Source organism: Mycobacterium sp., from assembly GCF_002863225.1.
Taxonomy (GTDB): Bacteria; Actinomycetota; Actinomycetes; order Mycobacteriales; family Mycobacteriaceae; genus Mycobacterium.
The window spans coordinates 15,385-34,855 of record NZ_PKEK01000047.1; the positions used below are offsets into that span (position 1 = coordinate 15,385).

The 19,471-nt window shown below is 67.3% G+C and carries 24 protein-coding genes and 1 tRNA gene; 16 read left to right on the forward strand and 9 right to left on the reverse strand.

Annotated elements, in window-relative coordinates; genetic code table 11:
- Window positions 1–36: 36 nt before the first annotated feature.
- From CYU59_RS14225 to CYU59_RS14235, 3 genes are all read left to right on the forward strand, one after another.
- Window positions 37–195 carry a DUF6131 family protein gene (locus tag CYU59_RS14225; RefSeq protein ID WP_292990577.1) on the forward strand — a complete coding sequence of 53 codons (159 nt, stop codon included), beginning with the start codon at window positions 37–39 and terminating at the stop codon, window positions 193–195.
- Between the two features lie 138 nt (window positions 196–333).
- A complete protein-coding gene (locus tag CYU59_RS14230) occupies window positions 334–1,038 on the forward strand; it encodes a response regulator transcription factor (RefSeq protein ID WP_292990619.1) in 705 nt (234 codons plus the stop codon).
- A gap of 2 nt (window positions 1,039–1,040) precedes the next feature.
- On the forward strand, window positions 1,041–2,513 hold the full coding sequence (locus CYU59_RS14235; RefSeq protein ID WP_292990579.1) for a HAMP domain-containing sensor histidine kinase: 1,473 nt from the start codon (window positions 1,041–1,043) through the stop codon (window positions 2,511–2,513).
- 101 nt (window positions 2,514–2,614) lie between these two features.
- On the opposite strand, the gene CYU59_RS14240 is transcribed toward CYU59_RS14235, so the two are convergent.
- Window positions 2,615–3,043 (reverse strand): lipoprotein LpqH, encoded by a 429-nt coding sequence (locus CYU59_RS14240; RefSeq protein ID WP_292990622.1) that lies wholly within the window; start codon window positions 3,041–3,043, stop codon window positions 2,615–2,617.
- Between CYU59_RS14240 and CYU59_RS14245 the strand changes: the two genes are divergently transcribed.
- From CYU59_RS14245 to CYU59_RS14255, 3 genes are all read left to right on the forward strand, one after another.
- Window positions 2,934–3,170: a hypothetical protein gene (locus CYU59_RS14245; RefSeq protein ID WP_292990633.1), complete on the forward strand. Its 237-nt coding sequence runs from the start codon at window positions 2,934–2,936 to the stop codon at window positions 3,168–3,170. The two genes, CYU59_RS14240 and CYU59_RS14245, sit on opposite strands and share 110 nt — an antisense overlap.
- 111 nt (window positions 3,171–3,281) lie before the next feature.
- Complete coding sequence (locus CYU59_RS14250; RefSeq protein WP_292990581.1) at window positions 3,282–3,644, forward strand: nuclear transport factor 2 family protein; 363 nt, start codon at window positions 3,282–3,284, stop codon at window positions 3,642–3,644.
- Window positions 3,645–3,670: 26 nt separating this feature from the next.
- Window positions 3,671–5,509 carry an alkyl sulfatase dimerization domain-containing protein gene (locus CYU59_RS14255; protein WP_363114595.1) on the forward strand — a complete coding sequence of 613 codons (1,839 nt, stop codon included), beginning with the start codon at window positions 3,671–3,673 and terminating at the stop codon, window positions 5,507–5,509.
- Window positions 5,510–5,590: 81 nt separating this feature from the next.
- On the opposite strand, the gene CYU59_RS14260 is transcribed toward CYU59_RS14255, so the two are convergent.
- From CYU59_RS14260 to CYU59_RS14280, 5 genes are all read right to left on the reverse strand, one after another.
- Window positions 5,591–6,565 carry an NADPH:quinone oxidoreductase family protein gene (locus tag CYU59_RS14260; protein ID WP_292990583.1) on the reverse strand — a complete coding sequence of 325 codons (975 nt, stop codon included), beginning with the start codon at window positions 6,563–6,565 and terminating at the stop codon, window positions 5,591–5,593.
- Complete coding sequence (locus CYU59_RS14265; protein ID WP_292990585.1) at window positions 6,565–7,194, reverse strand: TetR/AcrR family transcriptional regulator; 630 nt, start codon at window positions 7,192–7,194, stop codon at window positions 6,565–6,567. Before CYU59_RS14265 ends, CYU59_RS14260 begins: the two co-directional genes overlap by 1 nt.
- Complete coding sequence (locus tag CYU59_RS14270; RefSeq protein ID WP_292990588.1) at window positions 7,184–8,467, reverse strand: acyl-CoA dehydrogenase family protein; 1,284 nt, start codon at window positions 8,465–8,467, stop codon at window positions 7,184–7,186. The genes CYU59_RS14265 and CYU59_RS14270 overlap by 11 nt, the downstream gene beginning before the upstream one ends.
- A 69-nt stretch (window positions 8,468–8,536) precedes the next feature.
- Window positions 8,537–9,301, reverse strand: a complete 765-nt coding sequence (locus CYU59_RS14275) for an SDR family oxidoreductase (protein WP_292990590.1) — start codon at window positions 9,299–9,301, stop codon at window positions 8,537–8,539.
- A gap of 1 nt (window position 9,302) precedes the next feature.
- Window positions 9,303–10,325 carry a phosphotransferase family protein gene (locus CYU59_RS14280; RefSeq protein WP_292990592.1) on the reverse strand — a complete coding sequence of 341 codons (1,023 nt, stop codon included), beginning with the start codon at window positions 10,323–10,325 and terminating at the stop codon, window positions 9,303–9,305.
- 181 nt (window positions 10,326–10,506) lie between these two features.
- Between CYU59_RS14280 and CYU59_RS14285 the strand changes: the two genes are divergently transcribed.
- Both CYU59_RS14285 and CYU59_RS14290 read left to right on the forward strand, forming a co-directional pair.
- A complete protein-coding gene (locus CYU59_RS14285; protein ID WP_292990595.1) occupies window positions 10,507–11,139 on the forward strand; it encodes a histidine phosphatase family protein in 633 nt (210 codons plus the stop codon).
- Complete coding sequence (locus tag CYU59_RS14290) at window positions 11,136–12,170, forward strand: phosphotransferase family protein (protein ID WP_292990598.1); 1,035 nt, start codon at window positions 11,136–11,138, stop codon at window positions 12,168–12,170. Before CYU59_RS14285 ends, CYU59_RS14290 begins: the two co-directional genes overlap by 4 nt.
- 15 nt (window positions 12,171–12,185) lie before the next feature.
- Here CYU59_RS14290 and CYU59_RS14295 read toward each other — a convergent pair whose 3' ends face one another.
- Window positions 12,186–12,530 (reverse strand): lipopolysaccharide assembly protein LapA domain-containing protein, encoded by a 345-nt coding sequence (locus CYU59_RS14295; protein WP_292990600.1) that lies wholly within the window; start codon window positions 12,528–12,530, stop codon window positions 12,186–12,188.
- A 77-nt stretch (window positions 12,531–12,607) separates the two neighbouring features.
- Here CYU59_RS14295 and CYU59_RS14300 point away from each other — a divergent pair, with 77 nt between their 5' ends.
- The 5 genes from CYU59_RS14300 to CYU59_RS14320 all read left to right on the forward strand — a co-directional run bounded on the left by CYU59_RS14300 (window position 12,608) and on the right by CYU59_RS14320 (window position 16,639).
- Window positions 12,608–13,543, forward strand: coding sequence for an ABC transporter substrate-binding protein (locus CYU59_RS14300; protein ID WP_292990602.1), 936 nt, complete (start codon window positions 12,608–12,610; stop codon window positions 13,541–13,543).
- Window positions 13,544–13,546: 3 nt separating this feature from the next.
- Entirely contained in the window at window positions 13,547–14,644 is a 1,098-nt protein-coding gene (locus CYU59_RS14305; RefSeq protein WP_292990605.1) for an ABC transporter ATP-binding protein, read from the forward strand.
- A gap of 2 nt (window positions 14,645–14,646) precedes the next feature.
- Window positions 14,647–15,330: an ABC transporter permease gene (locus tag CYU59_RS14310; RefSeq protein ID WP_292990608.1), complete on the forward strand. Its 684-nt coding sequence runs from the start codon at window positions 14,647–14,649 to the stop codon at window positions 15,328–15,330.
- A complete protein-coding gene (locus tag CYU59_RS14315) occupies window positions 15,327–16,049 on the forward strand; it encodes an ABC transporter permease (RefSeq protein ID WP_292990610.1) in 723 nt (240 codons plus the stop codon). Before CYU59_RS14310 ends, CYU59_RS14315 begins: the two co-directional genes overlap by 4 nt.
- 74 nt (window positions 16,050–16,123) lie before the next feature.
- Window positions 16,124–16,639: a putative glycolipid-binding domain-containing protein gene (locus CYU59_RS14320; protein WP_292990625.1), complete on the forward strand. Its 516-nt coding sequence runs from the start codon at window positions 16,124–16,126 to the stop codon at window positions 16,637–16,639.
- Here CYU59_RS14320 and CYU59_RS14325 read toward each other — a convergent pair.
- Window positions 16,602–17,546: a prephenate dehydrogenase gene (locus CYU59_RS14325; protein ID WP_292990627.1), complete on the reverse strand. Its 945-nt coding sequence runs from the start codon at window positions 17,544–17,546 to the stop codon at window positions 16,602–16,604. The genes CYU59_RS14320 and CYU59_RS14325 overlap by 38 nt on opposite strands.
- Window positions 17,547–17,676: 130 nt before the next feature.
- On the opposite strand from CYU59_RS14325, the gene CYU59_RS14330 reads away from it, so the two are divergent.
- On the forward strand, window positions 17,677–18,189 hold the full coding sequence (locus CYU59_RS14330) for a tRNA adenosine deaminase-associated protein (RefSeq protein ID WP_292990612.1): 513 nt from the start codon (window positions 17,677–17,679) through the stop codon (window positions 18,187–18,189).
- A 63-nt stretch (window positions 18,190–18,252) separates the two neighbouring features.
- Window positions 18,253–18,720, forward strand: coding sequence for a nucleoside deaminase (locus CYU59_RS14335; RefSeq protein ID WP_292990630.1), 468 nt, complete (start codon window positions 18,253–18,255; stop codon window positions 18,718–18,720).
- On the opposite strand, the gene CYU59_RS14340 is transcribed toward CYU59_RS14335, so the two are convergent.
- Window positions 18,702–19,007 carry a hypothetical protein gene (locus CYU59_RS14340; RefSeq protein ID WP_292990615.1) on the reverse strand — a complete coding sequence of 102 codons (306 nt, stop codon included), beginning with the start codon at window positions 19,005–19,007 and terminating at the stop codon, window positions 18,702–18,704. The genes CYU59_RS14335 and CYU59_RS14340 overlap by 19 nt on opposite strands.
- A 249-nt stretch (window positions 19,008–19,256) precedes the next feature.
- Between CYU59_RS14340 and CYU59_RS14345 the strand changes: the two genes are divergently transcribed.
- Window positions 19,257–19,347: transfer RNA gene (locus tag CYU59_RS14345), tRNA-Ser, on the forward strand.
- The last annotated feature ends 124 nt before the right edge of the window (window positions 19,348–19,471 follow it).

Consider the following 19,471-nt stretch of genomic DNA (forward strand, 5'->3'; position numbering starts at 1 on the left):
GAATAACTGTTCGAATAACTGAAAAAGGGAGTCATCATGATCGTGCTCGGAATTATTTTGATCGTCGTCGGAGCGGTCGTTCCGACCCTCCACATCCTGTACACCATCGGTGGTGTTCTGGTCCTCATCGGTGTCATCCTCTTCATCCTCGGCGCAGTCGGACGGCCGGTGGGTGGCCGCAAAGTCTGGTTCTAGCCGCTGACCTGCGGGCCGGGTTGGCTCACAGCTGGCGCATAGCAGCGCCATAGCGACGCCCCATCGGGCTGCGCATACTGGATAGTTGTGAGCCAACCCCGCAGTCCTGTTTCTCAGGCCCCAGCCGAGCGCGTGGTCATGCGGCGCGCCGACGGGAACCCGATCAACGTGTTGGTGGTCGACGACGAGCCCGTCCTCGCCGAGATGGTGTCGATGGCCCTGCGCTACGAGGGCTGGAACATCGCGACGGCGGGTGACGGCGCGTCCGCGCTGGACTCCGCTCGCACCCAGCGCCCCGACGTCGTCGTCCTCGATGTGATGCTGCCCGATATGAGCGGGCTCGACGTACTTCGCAAACTCCGCGAGGAAACCCCACAGCTGCCGGTGCTGTTGTTGACGGCAAAGGACGCGCTCGAAGACCGCATCGCGGGTCTGACCGCCGGCGGCGACGATTACGTCACCAAACCATTCAGCCTCGAAGAGGTCGTGTTGCGGCTGCGTGCGCTGTTGCGACGCACCGGCGTGACGACCGAGGACAGCGGCGCACAGTTGGTCGTCGGGGATCTGGTGCTCAACGAGGACAGCCACGACGTGACGCGCGGGGGCGAGCCGATCTCGTTGACGTCCACCGAGTTCGAACTGCTGCGCTTCATGATGCGCAACTCCAAGCGGGTGCTGAGCAAGGCGCAGATTCTGGACCGGGTGTGGAGCTACGACTTCGGCGGCCGCTCCAACATCGTCGAGCTGTACATCTCCTACTTGCGCAAGAAGATCGACAGCGGGCGTGAGCCCATGATCCACACGCTCCGCGGCGCCGGCTACGTCCTCAAGCCGGCACGCTAGCCATGGGTGGGGGCCCCTCCCTTCGGTTTCGGCTGCTGGTCGGGCAGGTCGTCGTCCTGGCCGTGGTCTGCATCGGTATCGGGGCAGCGACCGAGCTGGCGCTGTACAAGTACCTGCTGGCCCAACTCGACACCCAGCTGCACGACGCCTCGCAGCGTTCGGTGCGGATCTTCGCGGAGCCGCCCACCGCACCCTGGCGGCGCCATCCCCGGCCGTTTCCCCGACCCGGGCCGGGACCGATCTTCCTGGACGCTCCCGCGCAACCGGTCGGCATGGTCGGGGCTGTGGTCAGACAGGGCGGGGCGATCGAGGCCGGTTTCCTGACGGCGGCCGGCGGGCGCGCGGCGGTCACCGAGGCCGCCCGGACCGAGCTCGGCGCGTTGGCGGTCGACCGGCCGGCGGTAACCGAGAACATCGCCGGCTTGGGCCGGTATCGCCTGGTCGCCGCGCACGCCCGTCGCAGCGGCGACGTCGTCATCACCGGCTTGTCGATGTCCGACGTCGACGCCACCATGCTCCGCGTGCTGCTGATCTTCGGCATCGTCACCGCGATCGCCGTCGCGGCGGCCACCACGGCCGGCATCGTGATCATCCGTCGCGCGCTGGCGCCGCTGCGCCGCGTAGCCCAAACCGCCGGTGAGGTCGTCGACCTGCCACTCGACCGCGGCGAAGTGACGTTGCCGGTACGGGTGCTCGAGTCAGATGCCAACCCGCGCACCGAAGTCGGCCAACTCGGGTCGGCGCTCAACCAGATGCTCGACCACGTCGCCGCAGCGCTGTCGGCACGGCAGGCCAGCGAGACGAGGGTCCGGCAATTCGTCGCCGACGCCAGCCACGAATTACGGACACCGCTGGCGGCGATCCGCGGTTACACCGAACTGGCGCAGCGGGTCCGCGATGACAACGACGCGGTGACGCACGCGATGAGCCGGGTGCAGTCCGAGGCCGAGCGGATGACGCATCTGGTCGAAGATCTGCTGTTGCTGGCCCGACTGGACTCGGGGCGGCCGCTGGAACGCGAGCCGGTGGACTTGTCGCGGGTCGCGGTCGACGCGGTCAGCGATGCGCACGTCGCCGGGCCGGATCATCAATGGGAGCTCGATCTTCCCGAGGAGCCGGTGATGGTGTCCGGCGACGCGGCCCGGCTGCATCAGGTGATGACCAACCTGCTGGCCAACGCCCGGGTGCACACCGCTGCGGGAACCGTCGTCACCGCCCGGCTGGGGTCTGACGGCACGCACGCCGTGCTGAGCGTCTGCGACAACGGCCCGGGCATTCCGGAGGAGTTGCAGTCGGAGGTGTTCGAGCGCTTCGCCCGCGGCGATACGTCGCGGTCGCGCAAAGGGGGCAGCACCGGGCTGGGGCTGGCGATCGTCACGGCGGTGGTCAAGGCACACCACGGCACGATCACACTCGAGAGCGCGCCGGGTCGCACCGATTTCACGGTCCGACTGCCGCTCTCAGCCGATTCCTGAAAGCGCAAGGCGCGCAGTCGAATCAGTCCTTGTGCGGATTCCGCCGAGCGGCGGCGACGCCGGGTCGTCGCTGCCGTGCGGCGTGGTCCGCTCGACGAGGCCTAAGGGCAGGTGACGTCGATCTCGAACTTCTTGTTCACCGGCTGCATCGGGTTGGCCATGTCCACCCCGGTTGCGGTTCCGCTGATCTTGTACTTGCTGCCGTCCTTGGTCGCGCTGGCGTTGCCCTGGCCGGTGCCGGGCGTGTAACCGAGTGTCACTCCGTTGACGTTGCCCAGTCCGACCGACTTCACCGACGGCGGAGCGGCGTCGGTGAGAACGGCGCCGATGCCGGTTGAAGCGCCACCGATGGCGATGTTGATGCTGCCGGCGGCGGTGGTGCAGGCAACGGTGCCCTCGACGTTCTGATCCTTGCCGTCGATGGACACCTTTGCGGTCGACGATCCGCTCGAGGCGGTGGCACCGCTGCTCGCGCTCGACGAGCCACTCGAACTTCCCGACGACTTCTTGTCGCTAGAACAGCCAGACAGGCCGACGACGACGATCGCCGTCGCAGCGGCCGCGACCGTTACTGAACGCTTCACCCGGTTCTCCTTTGTTGATGTGTGCGGCGCGTCGGCAATGACGTGCCGTTTCGGCAGTATGCAACTTTGCTGAAACCACGGATAGTGAATTCGGCAAAATTTGAGCTGCCTGTTGGGAGGGCATGAGACCGCTCTACCCGGAATTTGCCGATTGGCAGTTCAGACGCCCGGGTAATCCGCCGCCATGTCTTTGCTCGAAGAGATCCTGGCGATCGAGAACGACGGCTGGCGTGCCCTCTGCGACGGCACCGCCGCCACCTTCTATCCGCGGTTGATGACCGACGAAGCGGTCATGGTGTTGGCCGACGGTTCGGTGATGGACCGCCATACGGTGGCCCAAGCGCTGCGCCAGGCGCCGCCATGGCGGACCTATCAGCTCAGCGACCAGAGGGTGATCGACGCGGGCGACGTCGCGGTGCTGGTTTACCTCGGCACGGCGTACCGGAAAGGGGAGGACGAGCCGTTCGTCGCGGCGATGTCATCGGTGTACCGGCGCGTCGAAGACACCTGGCGCCTCGTTCTGTATCAGCAAACCGCGGTTGCCTAGGCGCTTGCGGCTGCCATGATGACGCGGTGGACCCGCTGGATACTCGATCTGTTGACGACACCGATGATTTCGACGATGCCGATCGGGGCTTCGTCGGCGCGCTGACACCCTGCGTCGTCAGGGCCGCCGACGGGCGCGTGGTGTGGGACAACGACGCGTACGCATTCGTCGCCGGCGATGCCCCCGCGTCGGTGCATCCCAGCCTGTGGCGCCAATCCAAGCTGACCGCCAAACAGGGCCTCTACGAAGTGGTTCCGGGGATTTACCAGATCCGCGGCCTGGATCTGTCGAACATCAGCTTTGTCGAGGGCGACACCGGTCTGATCGTGATCGACCCGCTGGTCTGTACCGAGGTGGCGGCCGCGGCGCTGCAGTTGTACCGCACCCATCGTGGCGACCGGCCCGTCGTCGCGGTGATCTACACCCACAGCCACGTCGATCATTTCGGCGGCGTGCTCGGCGTGACCTCGCAGGCCGACGTCGATGCCGGCAAGGTCGCGGTGCTGGCCCCCGAGGGATTCGCCGAGCACGTCGTGCAGGAGAACGTCTACGCCGGTACGGCGATGGCCCGGCGGGCCACCTACATGTACGGCAGCAAGCTGGAGCGTGGTCCCCGCGGTCAGGTCGGCTGCGGTCTGGGGCAGGCTCCGTCGACCGGTGAAGTGGCGCTGATCGTGCCCACCGTCGACATTCGCAGCACCGGTGAAGTGCACACCATCGACGGGGTGCAGATCGAGTTCCAGCTGGCGCCCGGTACCGAGGCGCCGGCCGAAATGCATTTCTATTTCCCGCAATTCCGCGCGCTGTGCATGGCTGAGAACGCCACCCACAACTTGCACAACCTGCTGACGTTGCGCGGCGCGCTGGTTCGCGACCCGCACGCCTGGGCCGGGTATCTCACCGAGGCCATCGACGCCTTCGCCGACCGTACCGACGTGGTGTTCGCCTCGCACCACTGGCCGACCTGGGGACATCAGCGAATCGTGAATTTCCTTTCGCTGCAACGCGATCTGTACGCCTACCTGCACGACCAGACCCTGCGGCTGCTCAACCAGGGGCACACCGGCGCCGAGATCGCCGAGAATCTGCGGATGCCACCCGCTCTGGAGCAGGCCTGGCACACCCACGGCTACTACGGGTCGGTCAGCCACAACGTCAAGGCCGTCTACCAGCGCTACATGGGTTGGTTCGACGGCAACCCGGCCCGGTTGTGGCCGCACCCACCCGAGGCGCTCAGCGCCCGTTACGTCGACGCGATCGGCGGTGTCGACCGGGTGGTCGAACTCGCCCAGCAGGCCTTCGATGACGGCGATTTACGCTGGGCAGCAACACTTCTCGACCACGCGGTATTCACCGACAGCGATCATGCCGGTGCCCGCGCTCTGCTGGTGGACACCTTCGAGCAGTTGGCCTTCGGCGCCGAGAACGCGACCTGGCGCAACTTCTTCCTGTCCGGGGCGGCCGAATTACGCGACGGCAACTTCGGCACCGCGGCGCAGACGTCGTCGCCGTCACTGCTGGCTGCGCTGACACCGGAGCAGATCCTCGACGGCCTGGCGATCAGCGTCAACGGGCCGCGGGCGTGGGACCTCGATCTCGCCATCGATGTCGCGCTCAGCGATCGCGACACGAACTACCGGCTCACACTGCGTAACGGCGTGCTGGTGCACCGGCAGGTACGGGCCGATCCTGGATCCGCGGACGCGACTGTGCGGCTGGACAACGCTTTTCGACTGCTGACGCTGCTGGGGCTGGGCGACTTTGCGTCGCCGGGTTTCGAGCTGTCCGGGAACCAGTCGGCCCTGCAGCAGTTCTTCGGCGTGCTCGACCGGCCCAACCCGTCGTTCGACATCGTCACGCCGTGACCGCGTTTTCACCCGTCAGACAGCAGCGAGGGTCGTCTTGGGTCTGAGTCCACTGCCGTGGACGCTGTCTCGCGGCGTCCGTCACGCCGTGACGTCGATGACCACCTTGCCGATCGCCTGACGATCGGCGACCAGCCGTAACGCCGCCGCGGTGTCGGCCAACGGAAACCTCGCCCCGATGTAGGGCCGGACCACGCCGGTGGCGAACATCTCCGTCAACTCCCGCATGTCGCGGGCGGAGTCGTCCGGCCGGTCGCTCATGAAAGTGCGAATCTCCATGCCCTGGACCGTGATTCCCTTGAGCAAGACCAGGTTCAGCGGGATGGACGGGATCGCACCCGCGGCGTAGCCGAGCGTGACGAAGGTCCCACCGCGGGCCAGCGCCCGCAGCGCCGGCTCCGCGTAGCCGCCGCCAACCGGGTCGAGTACCGCCCGGGCGGCGTCGCCGGTGAGCTCACGGATGCGGCTCTTCAGGTCTTCGGTGTCGTAGTCGACCGTCGCCTCGGCACCGCGCCGGCGACACAGCTCCAGTTTCGCCGGGCTCGATGCCGCGGCCAGCACCCGCGCCTTCATGGCGACCGCGAGATCCACCGCGGCCAGACCCACGCCGCCGGCGGCGCCGAGGACCACCACCCAATCTCCTTGTCGCACTGCGGCGACCGAGCGTAGCGCGTGATAGGCCGTTCGGTAGGTGACACCGAAGGCCGCAGCCGACGCGAAATCGGCGGAGTCGGGTATCTCGGTCAACGCCTCCGCCGGCAGCAGCGCCTGCTCGGCAAACGCCCCGACGAAGGTCGTGGCCGACACCCGCTGACCGGGACGCAACGAGACGCCGTCGCCGACCGCGACCACTTCACCGGCCAGCTCGCTGCCCGGGGTGAACGGCGCCGGAATCTTGATCTGGTACTTGCCGGCGATCAGCAGCACGTCGGGAAAGTTGACCGCCGCCGCGTGCACCCGGACCACCACGTGGCCGGGGCCCGGCACCAGGTCGGCCACCTCGTCGACGACGAGATCCTCCGGTGTGCCGTAGGACCGGCAGACCACAGCGCGCATCAACTTGCTCCCAACCCGCGTAGACAGAACCGCACCAGATGATCGACGTCGGCCGGCCGGGGCCGCTGGGCGGAATCCAGGTAGCGACGCATCGCCGACACCGTACAGTGGAACACCGCGTCGGCGTCCCGCCGAGCATCCTTGCTGCCCAGTGCGACGATCGGCTCAGTCAGCAGCTCCCGCATCGGCCGCAGGACCGCGTCGTCGGCGGCCCGCCAGTCGGCGGTGGCCGACATCTGGCCGGCCGCAGCACGACTCATGCTGATCAGGTGCGGGTCGGCGACCTGCGCGAGGGCGCCTTCGATCCAGCGCCGTACCTGTCCGGTCGGCGTGCGCTGCTTGCTCATCTGGTGCTGCAGATAGGAGACGACGATCGCGACACCGCGTTCCATCACGGCGAGGATCACGTCGTCCTTGCCGGCGAAGTAGCGGTAGAACGCCTTGTTCGACGAGCCCGCTTCGGCGACGATGTCGCTGACCCGCGGGGCCTCCGGCGCCACCCGCTCCATCACCCGGACGGCGGCGGCCAGGATCCGTTCAACCTCTTCGGTCGCCTCACGCTGGCGGTCGTCGAGCGCACGCTCGACCGCCGCGGTGACGCGGGTGCCGGCGGATGGACTACTCGACAAGAGCGGCACCGTATTTCGCCCTGACGGCCTCGCGGCGGACGTCGAGCATCTCGCTCGGCCATTCCGCGCTCTCGGCCTCGACGCCCTTGAGTAGCATCCTGGCCAGGTTCACCTTGTGGGCTTCGGTGGGCCCGTCGGCCAAGCCCAGCGCGATACCACCCAGCAGGACGTTGACCAACGGCAGCTGATCTGTCAGTCCGAGGGCGCCGTGCACCTGAATCGCGCGCAGCGCAATCGATTTGAGCACCTTCGAGGCCAGGATCTTGCAGGTTGCGATCTCGGCGCGGGCCCCGTGCTCGTCACCGCTGTCGATCAGCCAAGCCGCGTGCAGCACAGTCAACCGGAACGGTGTCAGCTCGGTGTAGGAGTCGGCGACGAACTCCTGTACCAGCTGCTTGTCGGCCAGCACCGTGCCCTGGGTGAAGCGGCTCTTGGCCCGGCGGGCCATCATCTCGACGGTGCGTTGTGCCATACCGATCGACCGCATGGCATGGTGCAGCCGGCCGCCGGCCAGCCGGGTCTGCAGGATCAGGAAGCCCTGGCCGGGCTCGCCGAGCAACGCGCTCGACGGCACCCGCACGTCGTCGTAGTGCACCAGCGAATGGCCCGGCTCGTGCGGGTCGGCGCCGACCAGATGGTGGTTGGCTTCGACCTTCAGGCCGGGGGTGTCCGCCGGAATCAGGAATGTCGACGCGCCGTGATGCACCGCCACGTCCGGATTGGTGATCGCGACGACGATGAAGAAAGAGGCGACAGAAGCATTGCTGGAGAAGTACTTTCGTCCAGTTATCACCCAGTCGTCGCCGTCCCGGACGGCGCGGGTGGTGAAGACGCGGGGGTCGGCGCCACCCTGTGGTTCGGTCATCGAGAAACACGAGAAGATCTCACCGGACAGCAGGCGCGACAGGTAGCGGTCCTTCTGCTCCTGGGTGCCGAAGCGGGCGATGATCTCGGCGTTGCCGGTGTCGGGCGCCTGCGTGCCGAACACGATCGGTGCCCAGGGGCTGCGCCCGAGGATCTCGTTGATCAGCGTCAACTTGACGGCGCCGAAACCCTGCCCGCCGAGTTCCGGGCCGAGGTGCGGAGCCCACAGTCCTTGATCGCGGACCTGCTGTTTGAGCGGGTCGACGATCTTGCGGCGCTCGTCGGTCAGCGGCAGGAACTCGCAGCCCGGGAACAGCACCTCGAGCGGCTCGACCTCGTCGCGGACGAACTCGCGGATCCAGTCGAGCTTCTTCGCGAATTCAGGTTCGGTGGAAAAATCCCACGCCATAGTGCCTCCTACTGATTTGATTCGAGACGGCCCGCTGCACTCGGCTCCGCCGCGCTTGCGATCGCCTACTCAGGGAATCCCACCGTCGGCCCGCAGAATGGAGCCGGTGGTGAAGCTGGACGCATCAGATGCCAAAAACAGTGCAGCGCCCACGATTTCGGCCGGATCACCGGCGCGCTGTAGCGAGAGGCCGGCGAATGGATTGCGTTCGGCCGCCTCGATGTTCCACGACTTGCTGACGTCGGTGAGGAAGGGGCCGGCCATCAGCGTGTTGACCCGCACCTTCGGCCCGAGTTCGCGGGCGAAACCCTCGGTCATAGCGTTGAGCCCGGCCTTCGACGACGCGTAGGGAATGATGTCGGGCGTCGGGCGCAGCGAGCCCGCGGTGCTGACGTTGATGATCGACCCGCGTCCGGCCGCCACCATTCGCTCGCCGACCAACGCGGACAACCGGAACGGGCCCTTGAGATTCAGGTTCACCACGGCGTCGAACAACTTCTCGGAAACGTCGGTCAGCTTGTCGTAGACCGGCGACATGCCGGCGTTGTTGATCAACGTGTCGACCTTGCCGAACCGCTCGTAGACCGCGTCGACGAGGCCGTCGAGTTCGTCCCAGCGGCCGACGTGCACCTGGTACGGCATCGCCGCGCGACCGGTCTCGCTCTCGATCTGCTCGGCGACCGCGACGCAGTTCTCCAGCTTCCGGCTGGCGATCACCACGTCGGCCCCGCAGCGGGCGACGCCGAACGCCATCTCTTTGCCGAGTCCGCGGCTGCCGCCGGTGATCAGAATCGTCTGGCCGGTCAGTTCGAAAAGCTGTTCGGCGTAACTCATCTCAGCGCTTCACCGCCGGCAAAGAAGCAGCCAACCCCGCCGCGGTGGTGATCAGCTGCGGCACCATCGCCCCGAACGCGTCTTGGATCTTCGGGTCGACCTTGCCGCTGCGCACCCCCGCAGCGTAGGTCTTTTCCAGCACGATGCCGAGCTTCCAGTTGGCCAGCACCAGGTAGTAGTCGATGGCGTCGGTCGACAGCCCGCTGACCTTCTCGTAGTGCTCGAGCAATTCGCTGCGAGTGGGCATCCCGGTCATGTCGAGATAAAACCCGTCCTGCTTGGGGTTTTCGCCGTCGTAGCCGAGCAGACACCACGCCAGATCCAGCAGCGGATCACCGACCGTCGTCATCTCCCAGTCCACGATCGCCGCCAGCCGGGCCGGGCCGCCGTGGGCGAACATGACATTGGCGAACTGGTAGTCGCCGTGCATGATGCCCGGCTTGTAGTGCGCGGGACGGTTGCGGTTCAGCCAGTCCGCGGCCTCGTCGAGACCCGGCAACTCGCGGACCTTGTAGCTGTCGAGGAATGCCAGCCAGCGGTCGACCTGCCGCTCGTGGAATCCGTCCGGCCGGCCGAAACCGCCCAGCCCCTGGGCTTTCCAGTCGACCCGGCCCAGCCTCGCCGCTCCCTCGACCAACTCGAACGCCAGGCCGCGCCGCGCCTCCAGGTCGTCGTCGAACGGAGCCTCCCAGCCGCCGTCCATCGGACTCCAGCCGTCGATCGCCTGCATCACGTAGAACGGCTTGCCGAACAGTTCACCGTCGTCGTCGGCGATCAACTCGGCATGCGGCACGTCGGTTCCGCGCAGCGCCCGCACCAGCCGGATCTCGCGCAGCAACCCGTCGATGCGGGCGGCGTCGGCCCGCTCGCCGGGCATCCGCAGCACCATCCGCTGATCGCCGCGATGGATCAGGTACAGCGTGTTCTGCGAGCCGCCGGAAAGTATCTCGAGCCGCGGCCTCTCGCCGTCACCGGGAGCGCCGTTCTTGTCCAGCCAACGTCCGAGGACTTCGTCGTCCAACATCCGCACACCCCAATCTCCGTACGGAGAATAGCATTCTCCGTACTCAACGGAAATGCCCTCAGACCGGCCAATCCGGGTCCGGGGGAAGTGCCCGTCGGTCCGCAACTCGTGACCAGTTCCTCGTCGGCAATATCCACCGCCGCCGTGATGTGGGCTTTCGGCTGCGTGCGAGGCTGTGCGGATGCAGTTGTTACTGGTCCGGCACGCGTTGCCGCTCCGCAGCGAACCTGGCGAAGGCGCCGATCCCGACCTCTCCGACGAGGGACGTGAGCAGGTCGGGCGTCTGCCGGCGGCGCTCGCCAGGTTCCCGATCACCCGGGTGATCAGCAGTCCGCAACGTCGCGCCGTGCAAACCGTGGAACCGGTCGCCGCCGCCCGCGGCCTGTCGATCGAGATCGACGACCGCTTCGCCGAGTACGACCGGGAGTTGCCGGTCTACATCCCGATCGAGCAGATCCGGGCGGAGAATCCGCAGGAGTGGGCGCGGATGGCGCGAGGTCAGCTGCCCAGCACGGTCGACGAGGATGCGTTCCGGGCGCGGGTGCGTGCCGCCGTCGACAACGTCGTCGCCACCGCCGAACACCACGACACCGTGGTCGTGTCCAGCCACGGCGGGGTGATCAACGTAGTGCTGCACGAGATCCTGGGCACCAGCCGAATCCTGTCGTTTCCGATCGACTACGTCGCGGTGACCAGGCTGCTGTTCTCGCGGTCCGGTCAGGCCAGCGTGGTTTCGGTCAACGGCACCGAGCACGTGTGGGATCTGCTGCCGCGCAACCGGCGCGAAATCAACGGGGGTACAACTAACCCGTGACTCTCGACGGCCTGGACCTCTCCGCGCTGGACCGGCATCTACGTTCGGCCGGCGTCGCTCGCGACGGAGAATTGACGGCACAACTGATCTCCGGCGGCCGGTCGAACCTGACCTTTCTGGTGGCCGACGACGCGTCGAAATGGGTGCTGCGCCGCCCGCCGCTGCATGGGCTGACTCCCTCGGCGCACGACATGGCAAGGGAGTACACCGTGGTGGCCGGTCTGGCCGACACCGATGTGCCGGTGGCCCGGGCGGTGACATTGTGCAACGACGACTCTGTGCTCGGAGCACCGTTTCAGATGGTCGAATTCGTTGCGGGACAAGTGGTTCGCAGCCGGGCCGAGCTGGAGGCGATGGGCGATCAGCGGGTCATCGACGCCTGCGTCGACGGTTTGGTCAAGGTGCTGGCCGACTTGCACGCCGTCGATCCGGCCGCCGTCGGGCTCGCCGACTTCGGTAAACCCAGCGGGTATCTGGAACGCCAGGTCCGGCGCTGGGGCTCGCAGTGGGAGCACGTGCATCTGCCCGACGACCCCCGCGACGCCGACGTGGCGGCGCTGCACGCGGCGTTGCAGGACGCGGTGCCGCAGCAGAGCCGGACGTCGATCGTGCACGGCGACTACCGGATCGACAACACCATCCTGGACGCCGACGACCCGTCGAGAGTTCGCGCTGTCGTCGACTGGGAGCTGTCGACGCTGGGCGATCCGCTCAGCGACGCGGCGCTGATGTGCGTGTACCGCGACCCGTCACTGGACCTGATCATCAATGCGCAAGCCGCGTGGACGTCGCCGCAGTTGCCGGTCGCCGACGAGCTGGCTGCCAAGTACGCCGACATTTCCGGCAGCGCGCTGGCGCACTGGAACTTCTACATGGGGCTGGCCTATTTCAAGCTGGCCATCATCGCGGCCGGTATCGACTTCCGTCGCCGGATGTCCGGCGGCAACGATGACGTCGACGCTTCCGACCGGGTCGGAGAAACGGTGGCGCCGCTGATCGCGACCGGGCTCGCCGCCCTGAAGAAAAACTGACCCTCCGGCTGCCGGCTAGAGGCCGGCGACCAGGTTCTTCTTCGCAGCCCGGCGCAGTTGGTAGATCCGCGCGGTTCCGGCGAGGAACGTGATCAAGCCACCGCTGACCGCCGCCAGCAGGATGGCGACTCCCAGCGGAAGACTCCAGTGCCAGCCGAGAAAGGCGAACTCGCCTGATGTCGTGTTTTGCGTGATGAATATCAGCAAAACAATCAGAATCAGAAAGCCGACCGCCAGGAACGACCACAGACCGGCGGTCCGGGTGAACTTCACGGCCGACTCGGGTGCCGGCGCCCGAGGGGGGACCTGCGAGGGAAGGACGGGCGGCTCTTCTGGCGCCACGGACGGATCGCTGCTCATGGTGTCATCTTTACCCGTTTCGGCCGTGATGTGAACCGATCGACCGGGAAAGGCGTGCAACGCTAATGTCGGTTGCTATGTGCCTGCTCCGTCGGCACCGCGCCGCGGCGTGGTTGACCACTGTGCTGCTTGTCGCGACGGGCTGTGGAAGCGCGAATCCATTCGGCGGGGCCTCGAGTGACCCGAATACGATCGTGGTCGGATCGGCCGGGTTTCCGGAGTCCAAGATCGTCGCCGAGATCTACGCACAAGCCTTGCAGGCCAACGGGTTCAACGTGGACCGCCAGATGGGAATCGGCAGTCGCGAAACCTATGTCCCTGCGCTGAAAGATCATTCGATCGACCTGGTGCCCGAGTACGTCGGCAACCTGCTGCTGTATCTGCAGCCGGACGCCACCGCCACAGTGCTCGACGATGTCGAACGTGAGCTGGCCAAACGGCTGCCGCCGGACCTGTCGCTCCTGACGCCGTCGCCGGCGTGTGACACCGACACCGTCACCGTCACCGCGGCCACCGCCGCCAAATGGAAACTGACATCGATCGCCGACCTCAGCCCCCATTCGGGTGAGGTGAAGTTCGCCGCACCGTCGGACTTTCAAGTCCGGCCGTCAGGCCTCAAAGGACTGCGACAGCGCTACGGCCTCGACATTGCGCCGCAGAACTTCGTCGCTATCAGCGACGACGGCGGCGCGGTGACGGTCCGCACTCTTTCCGATGGAAAGGTCAACGCGGCCAACATCTTCAGCACCTCGCCGGCGATCCTGACGGGTGACCTCGCCGTGCTGGCCGATCCGAAGCACAACTTCCTGGCCGGAAACATCACCCCGCTGGTGAATTCTCAGAAAAAGTCCGATCGGCTCACGAAAATCCTGAATGCGGTGTCGGCGAAGCTCACCAGCGTGGAGATGGCCCAACTCAACGCATCGGTGTCCGGCAACGACGGAGTCGATCCCGATCAGGCCGCCCGCAATTGGTTGCGTGACAACCACTTCGACCATCCGATCGGTAGTTGACCGGTGATCAGCTTCCACGACGTCCATAAGGCCTACCCGGACGGCACCGTCGCCGTCGAACGGTTGAACCTGGACGTGCCACCCGGGACGTTGACGGTCTTCGTCGGACCGTCGGGCTGCGGGAAAACGACGTCGATGCGGATGATCAACCGGATGGCCGACCCCTCGTCGGGCCGCGTCGTGGTCGACGGCGCCGACGTCGCGGGCGTCGACCCGGTGCGGTTGCGGCTCGGCATCGGCTACGTGATCCAGGGCGCGGGCCTGATGCCACACCAGCGGGTGATCGACAACGTCGCCACCGTCCCAGTGCTCAAGGGCCAGACGCGCCGGGCCGCCCGCAAGGCCGCCTACGCCGTGTTGGAGCGGGTGGGTCTGGACGCCAAACTGGCCGAGCGCTATCCCGCGCAACTGTCCGGCGGAGAGCAGCAGCGCGTCGGCGTGGCGCGGGCGTTGGCCGCGGACCCGCCGATCCTGTTGATGGACGAACCGTTCTCGGCCGTCGACCCGATCGTGCGGCACGAGTTGCAGCGCGAAATCCTGCGCCTACAAGCCGAATTGCGTAAGACCATCGTCTTCGTCACGCACGACATCGACGAAGCCATCCGCCTTGCCGACCGCGTCGCGATCTTCGCCCGCGGCGGCGTGCTGCAGCAGTACGACGAGCCGGCGAAGCTGCTGTCACGACCGGCAAACGACTTCGTCGCCAAGATGATCGGCGCCGGCCGCGGCTACCGTTGGCTGCAATTCCTGAATGCGACAGACCTACCGATCCATGACATCTCCACGATCGCCGAGCCGGCGAAAGTCGGCGAGGAGTGGCTCCGCGACGGCTGGGCGTTGGTCGTCGAATCCGACGGCGCACCACTGGGCTGGATCGACGGCGACGGTCTGCGCAAACACCGCGGCGGCGCACCTCTGATCCATAGCGTGACGTCGGTCGGCGCGGTGTTTCGTCCGGGCGCCAACTTGAGCCACGCGCTGGACGCCGCCCTGTCGTCGCCGGCGGCGATGGGCGTCGCCGTCGACGACTCCGGCAAGGTCATCGGCGGCGTGCACGCTGCAGATGTGTTGGCCGCGTTGGACGCTCACCGGCGGCCTTGACCGTGCACTATCTGCTGCACCATCTGCCCATGGCGTGGACGCTGACCGTGATCCACCTGCGGCTGGCGCTTGTTCCGGTGCTGGCCGGCCTGGTGCTGGCATTGCCCTGGGGTGTGCTGGCCTGGCGGCATCGGGCACTGCGCAAGTTCACCACGGTGGTCGCCAGCACGGTGTTCACCATTCCGTCGTTGGCGCTGTTCGTGGTCCTGCCGCTGGTCATACCGACCCGGATCCTGGACGAGGCCAACGTCCTCGTCGCCCTGACGCTCTACACCTCCGCGCTGCTGGTACGTGCGGTGTTCGAGGCGCTGGACGCGGTGCCGCCGCAGGTCCGGGACGCCGCCCGGGCGATCGGCTACCGCCCCGTCACGCAGCTTCTCAAAGTTGAACTGCCACTGTCGATTCCGGTTCTGGTCGCGGGTCTGCGGGTCGTCGTGGTGACCAACATCTCGATGGTGTCGGTGGGTGCGGTGATCGGTATCGGCGGGCTGGGCACCTGGTTCACCGAGGGGTTTCAGGCGGACAAGAGCGGCCAGATCGTGGCCGGCATCGTCACGATTTTCCTGCTCGCTGTGGTGATCGACGTCGCGCTGATGCTGGCCGGCCGGCTGGCCACGCCATGGGATCGGGTGTCGCGCCCGGGCCGGCGGTTGCTGACCGCTCCGGTGGTCGGGGGGTCGCGGTGAACTTCCTCGGTCAGGCGCTGTCGTACCTGTGCACCGCAGAAAACTGGTCCGGCCCGGTCGGGCTGGCGGCCCGCACGCTCGAGCACCTGGAGTACACCGCGGCGGCGGTCGCGGTTTCGGCGCTGGTCGCCGTCCCGATCGGGTTGGCCGTCGGGCACACCCGGCGCGGCACCCTGGTGGTGGTCAGCCTGGTCAACGCATTGCGCGCATTGCCGACTCTCGGTGTGCTGCTGCTGGCCGTGCTGCTGTGGGGCCTGGGCCTGATTCCGCCGATCGTGGCGCTGATGCTGCTCGGCATTCCGCCGCTGCTGGCCGGCACCTACGCCGGGATCGCGGCGGTCGACCGCACGGTCGTCGACGCCGCGCGGTCGATGGGGATGAGCGAGTTGCGGGTGCTGCTTCGAGTGGAGGTGCCCAATGCGCTGCCGCTGATCGTGGGAGGGCTGCGAACCGCGACGCTGCAGATCGTCGCCACCGCGACGGTGGCCGCCTATGCCAGCCTCGGCGGGCTGGGCCGGTATTTGATCGACGGCATCAAGGTGCGCCAGTTTCACATCGCACTGGTCGGCGCGCTGATGGTCGCCGCACTGGCGCTCATCCTCGACGGCGCGCTGGCATTCGCGGTGTGGGCGTCGGTGCCCGGAACGGGCCGACTGCGCCGACGGCCACACCACCGGCCGTCGATATCTGATGATGCGTCGCCTAACGTAGACGCGTGAGCCCAGCCGCGTCAGACCCGACAAGCACCGCGTGGTCGAAGATCCTGACCTGGCGTTCGCAGGATCACCGGCGGATGGAGTCGGTTCGGGTGCAGTTGTCGGGCAAGCGAATCAAAGCCAACGGCCGCATCGTCGCCGCGGAGACCGCGACCAACCCGGCCTTCGCCGCCTACTACGACCTGCTGACCGATGAGACCGGCGCCACCAAGCGACTCGGCATGACCGTGACGTTGGCCGAGCGGGAACGGCAACTCGTGGTCGCCCGCGACGACGAGAACGTCTGGCTGGTCACCGACCACCGGGGCGACTCACGAGCCGCCTACGACGGCGCAGTCGACGTCGACGTGGTGTACAGCCCGTTCTTCAACACGCTGCCGATCCGCCGACTCGGTCTGCACGCACACACCGACTCGGTCACGGTGCCCACGGTCTACGTCCGGCTGCCGGAGATGAGCGTCGCCGCCGCGGTGATCAGCTACAGCAACCTCGCCGACGGTGTGAAAGTGAAATCGCCGGTCGCAGACACCACCCTGGTCATCGACGACGACGGGTTCATCGTGGACTATCCAGACTTGGCAGAGCGGATCTGATCACCCCGCCGGCCCGTCCCGCGGCTGCCAGCTCGGCGCGCCAGTTCTCGGCACCGACGAAAACGCCCACGATTTCCGGCCGCGAGAAGCTGTCGTAGCGCGCTCGGGCGGCATGCCCGCTCTCGACAAGATCGGCCACGGAGTCGTTGTGCGCCAGCGAATTCCGCGCTTCACTGAGTAGTTCGATGGCCCGGTCCACCCGCGGCAGCAGCTGGCCGGCGTTCGCCTCGCACATCGCCCGAACCAGGTCCGGTGCGCTGCCGGCGACCCGGGTGCCGTCCCGGAAAGAGCCGGCGGCCAGCGCGAACGCCAGGGGCACCTCCCCGGCGGTGACCGCCAGGGCCTCGGCGAGCAGGTGCGGCAGATGCGAGATGGCCGCCGCGGCGGCGTCGTGCTCGTCGGACCTGGCCGGCACCACCACCGATCCGCAATCCAGGGCCAACTGCAGCACCGTCGACCAGACCGCCGGATCGACGTGGTCGTCCACGCTGATCACCCACGGAGCGCCGACGAACAACCGGGCGTGGCCGGCCGTCCAGCCCGAGTGCGCGGTGCCGGTCATCGGGTGGCCACCGACGAACCGGGCCTGCAGGCCCGCGGTCGTGACCTCGTCGAGCACCGCGCCCTTGACGCTGGTCACATCGGTGAGCGGGCACTCCGGGGCCGACCGGCGGATGTGGCCGAGCAGGATCGGCAACGCCGGCATCGGCACTGCCAGCACGATCAGTGCTCCGACGTCGGCGGCCCGGTGGAGTACCGCGGGCAGATCGGTGCTGGCGTCGAAGCCGTCGAAACGGGCGGCCTGGGCCCCGTCGACCGACCGGTTGTAGCCAAAGGCTTCGCGGCCGCCCTCGGTGGCCGCGCGCAGCAGCGAACCGCCGATCAGTCCCAGGCCCAACACGCACACCGGTGTCTTGGAGAGGGGAGGAGCCACCTGTCAAGGTTGGCATATTCCGCTGCGGACGCGACACTGATTTGCTGCGGGTGTGCTGGTCAGTGCTGGTCAATGGGCTTGTGCGCGACTAGCGTAGGCGCTCATGGGAGCACAGCGGGCGTCTGCGCAGGCCGATACGCCGGACGGATTCGGTGTCGCTGTGGTGCGCGAAGACGGCAAGTGGCGGTGCTCGGCGATGGGCCCCAAGGTCTTGGTCAGTCTGTCCGCGGCCGAAACCGAGCTGCGCGAGTTGCGTAGTGCCGGAGCGGTTTTCGGCCTGCTCGATGTCGATGACGACTTTTTCGTGATCGTGCGGCCCGCGCCGTCGGGAACCCGACTGCTGCTCTCGGACGCGACCGCCGCGCTGGATTACGACATCGCCGAAGAAGTGCTGGACAACCTGGACGCCGACATCGAAGCGGATGATCTTGAAGACGCCGACCCGTTCGCGGAAGGCGATCTCGGGTTGCTGTCCGATATCGGGTTGCCGGAGGCGGTGCTCAGCGTGATCTTGGACGAAACCGATCTGTACGCCGACGAACAGCTGGGCCGGATTGCACGCGAAATGGGCTTTGCGGACGAGCTGTCGTCGGTGATCGACAAGCTCAATCGGTGATTGCAAGCGCGGCAAAGCCGGGCGCAGCGGGTCGCCGTGGGCCCGAGCGGTGAGCTCTGCGCGGTGCGTTCCGACGACGACCTGATCCGCGCGGCGCTGACGGTGGCCGCGACGGCCGATCCCCGGGATGTCCCGGTCGGCGCCGTGGTCCTCGCGGCCGATGGCACTGAGCTGGCCCGGGCCGTCAACGCCCGGGAGCAGCTGGGCGATCCGACCGCGCACGCCGAGATCCTGGCCATTCGCGAAGCCGCCCGGACGCTGGGTGACGGGTGGCGGCTGGAAGGCGCGACGCTGGCGGTCACCCTCGAGCCCTGCACGATGTGCGCAGGCGCGCTGGTCATGGCGCGGGTCGGGCGGGTGGTGTTCGGAGCGTGGGAACCCAAGACCGGTGCGGTCGGGTCGCTGTGGGATGTGGTGCGCGATCGCCGGCTCAATCACCGGCCCGACGTCCGCGGCGGCGTGCTGGCCGACGAGTGCGCCGAGCTACTCGAAACCTTCTTCGCCCGCCGGCGTCAGTTCGACCAGGGGTAGGCGAACAACGGCCCGGTGGCGGTGGCGGTCAGGAGCCACGCCAGCGCGCAGATGATCAGCAATCCGATCGCCTGGGCGAGGAGCCGGACACCGCTTCGCGAGTCCAGCTCGGACTGAATGACGCTGCTCAGCCGGTCCAGGTCGCCGGCAGTCATGAGCACGCGGCCCGTGCCGACCCGCAGAATGTAGCTCCGCATGCCGTTGGGCCGGGTTTGGCGGATGAGGAGCAGCCGGTCGCCGCCGCTGTCCCGCAGGCCGATGAGGCTGCTCAGCTCAGATTGCGCCACGGCATTCCTCTCGGATTGGGAAGCTGGGACTTCCCGCGTCAGGGTGCATACGTTACCCGTGACGCGCTGCAACGCGCAGGCCTTTGTCTTACAAGCGATTTCGTAACGCCGGTGCACGGACCTTGCTCCGTGCGCCAGAGCCGGGTCGGGGGTGCGCCGAACCCGGTCGCTGAGGGACGACGTGCGCTCGGCCGCCGTCGCGAGCCAGCGATTGGGATAGCTGAGCAGCCGTTGGGTAAGCTCTCCGGCGGTGGCGTGTCCGAGCGGCCTAAGGAGCACGCCTCGAAAGCGTGTGACGGGTAACCCCCGTCCGAGGGTTCAAATCCCTCCGCCACCGCCATTGTGATGAGTCGAGTCATAGGTGACAGATGAGTCGCGTCATGGGTTACAGATTCCCCGGCCGTTGGCCGGGGTTTTTGTTTTGGTTGGGCCAGTAGTTTTGGTCGGGGTTGATGTGGTGGCTG

Bases quoted from the DNA above. Each gene is read 5' to 3' on its own strand.
- CYU59_RS14280 (WP_292990592.1), bottom strand. From the start codon at position 10,325: ATGTTGGACGACGAAGTCCTCGGACGTTGGCTGGACAAGAACGGCGCT.
- CYU59_RS14275 (WP_292990590.1), bottom strand. From the start codon at position 9,301: ATGAGTTACGCCGAACAGCTTTTCGAACTGACCGGCCAGACGATTCTG.
- CYU59_RS14225 (WP_292990577.1), top strand. From the start codon at position 37: ATGATCGTGCTCGGAATTATTTTGATCGTCGTCGGAGCGGTCGTTCCG.
- CYU59_RS14235 (WP_292990579.1), top strand. From the start codon at position 1,041: ATGGGTGGGGGCCCCTCCCTTCGGTTTCGGCTGCTGGTCGGGCAGGTC.
- CYU59_RS14250 (WP_292990581.1), top strand. From the start codon at position 3,282: ATGTCTTTGCTCGAAGAGATCCTGGCGATCGAGAACGACGGCTGGCGT.
- CYU59_RS14320 (WP_292990625.1), top strand. From the start codon at position 16,124: ATGGAGTCGGTTCGGGTGCAGTTGTCGGGCAAGCGAATCAAAGCCAAC.
- CYU59_RS14285 (WP_292990595.1), top strand. From the start codon at position 10,507: ATGCAGTTGTTACTGGTCCGGCACGCGTTGCCGCTCCGCAGCGAACCT.
- CYU59_RS14295 (WP_292990600.1), bottom strand. From the start codon at position 12,530: ATGAGCAGCGATCCGTCCGTGGCGCCAGAAGAGCCGCCCGTCCTTCCC.
- CYU59_RS14330 (WP_292990612.1), top strand. From the start codon at position 17,677: ATGGGAGCACAGCGGGCGTCTGCGCAGGCCGATACGCCGGACGGATTC.
- CYU59_RS14245 (WP_292990633.1), top strand. From the start codon at position 2,934: ATGGACACCTTTGCGGTCGACGATCCGCTCGAGGCGGTGGCACCGCTG.
- CYU59_RS14230 (WP_292990619.1), top strand. From the start codon at position 334: ATGCGGCGCGCCGACGGGAACCCGATCAACGTGTTGGTGGTCGACGAC.
- CYU59_RS14260 (WP_292990583.1), bottom strand. From the start codon at position 6,565: ATGCGCGCTGTGGTCTGCCGGTCCTACGGCACACCGGAGGATCTCGTC.
- CYU59_RS14270 (WP_292990588.1), bottom strand. From the start codon at position 8,467: ATGGCGTGGGATTTTTCCACCGAACCTGAATTCGCGAAGAAGCTCGAC.
- CYU59_RS14300 (WP_292990602.1), top strand. From the start codon at position 12,608: ATGTGCCTGCTCCGTCGGCACCGCGCCGCGGCGTGGTTGACCACTGTG.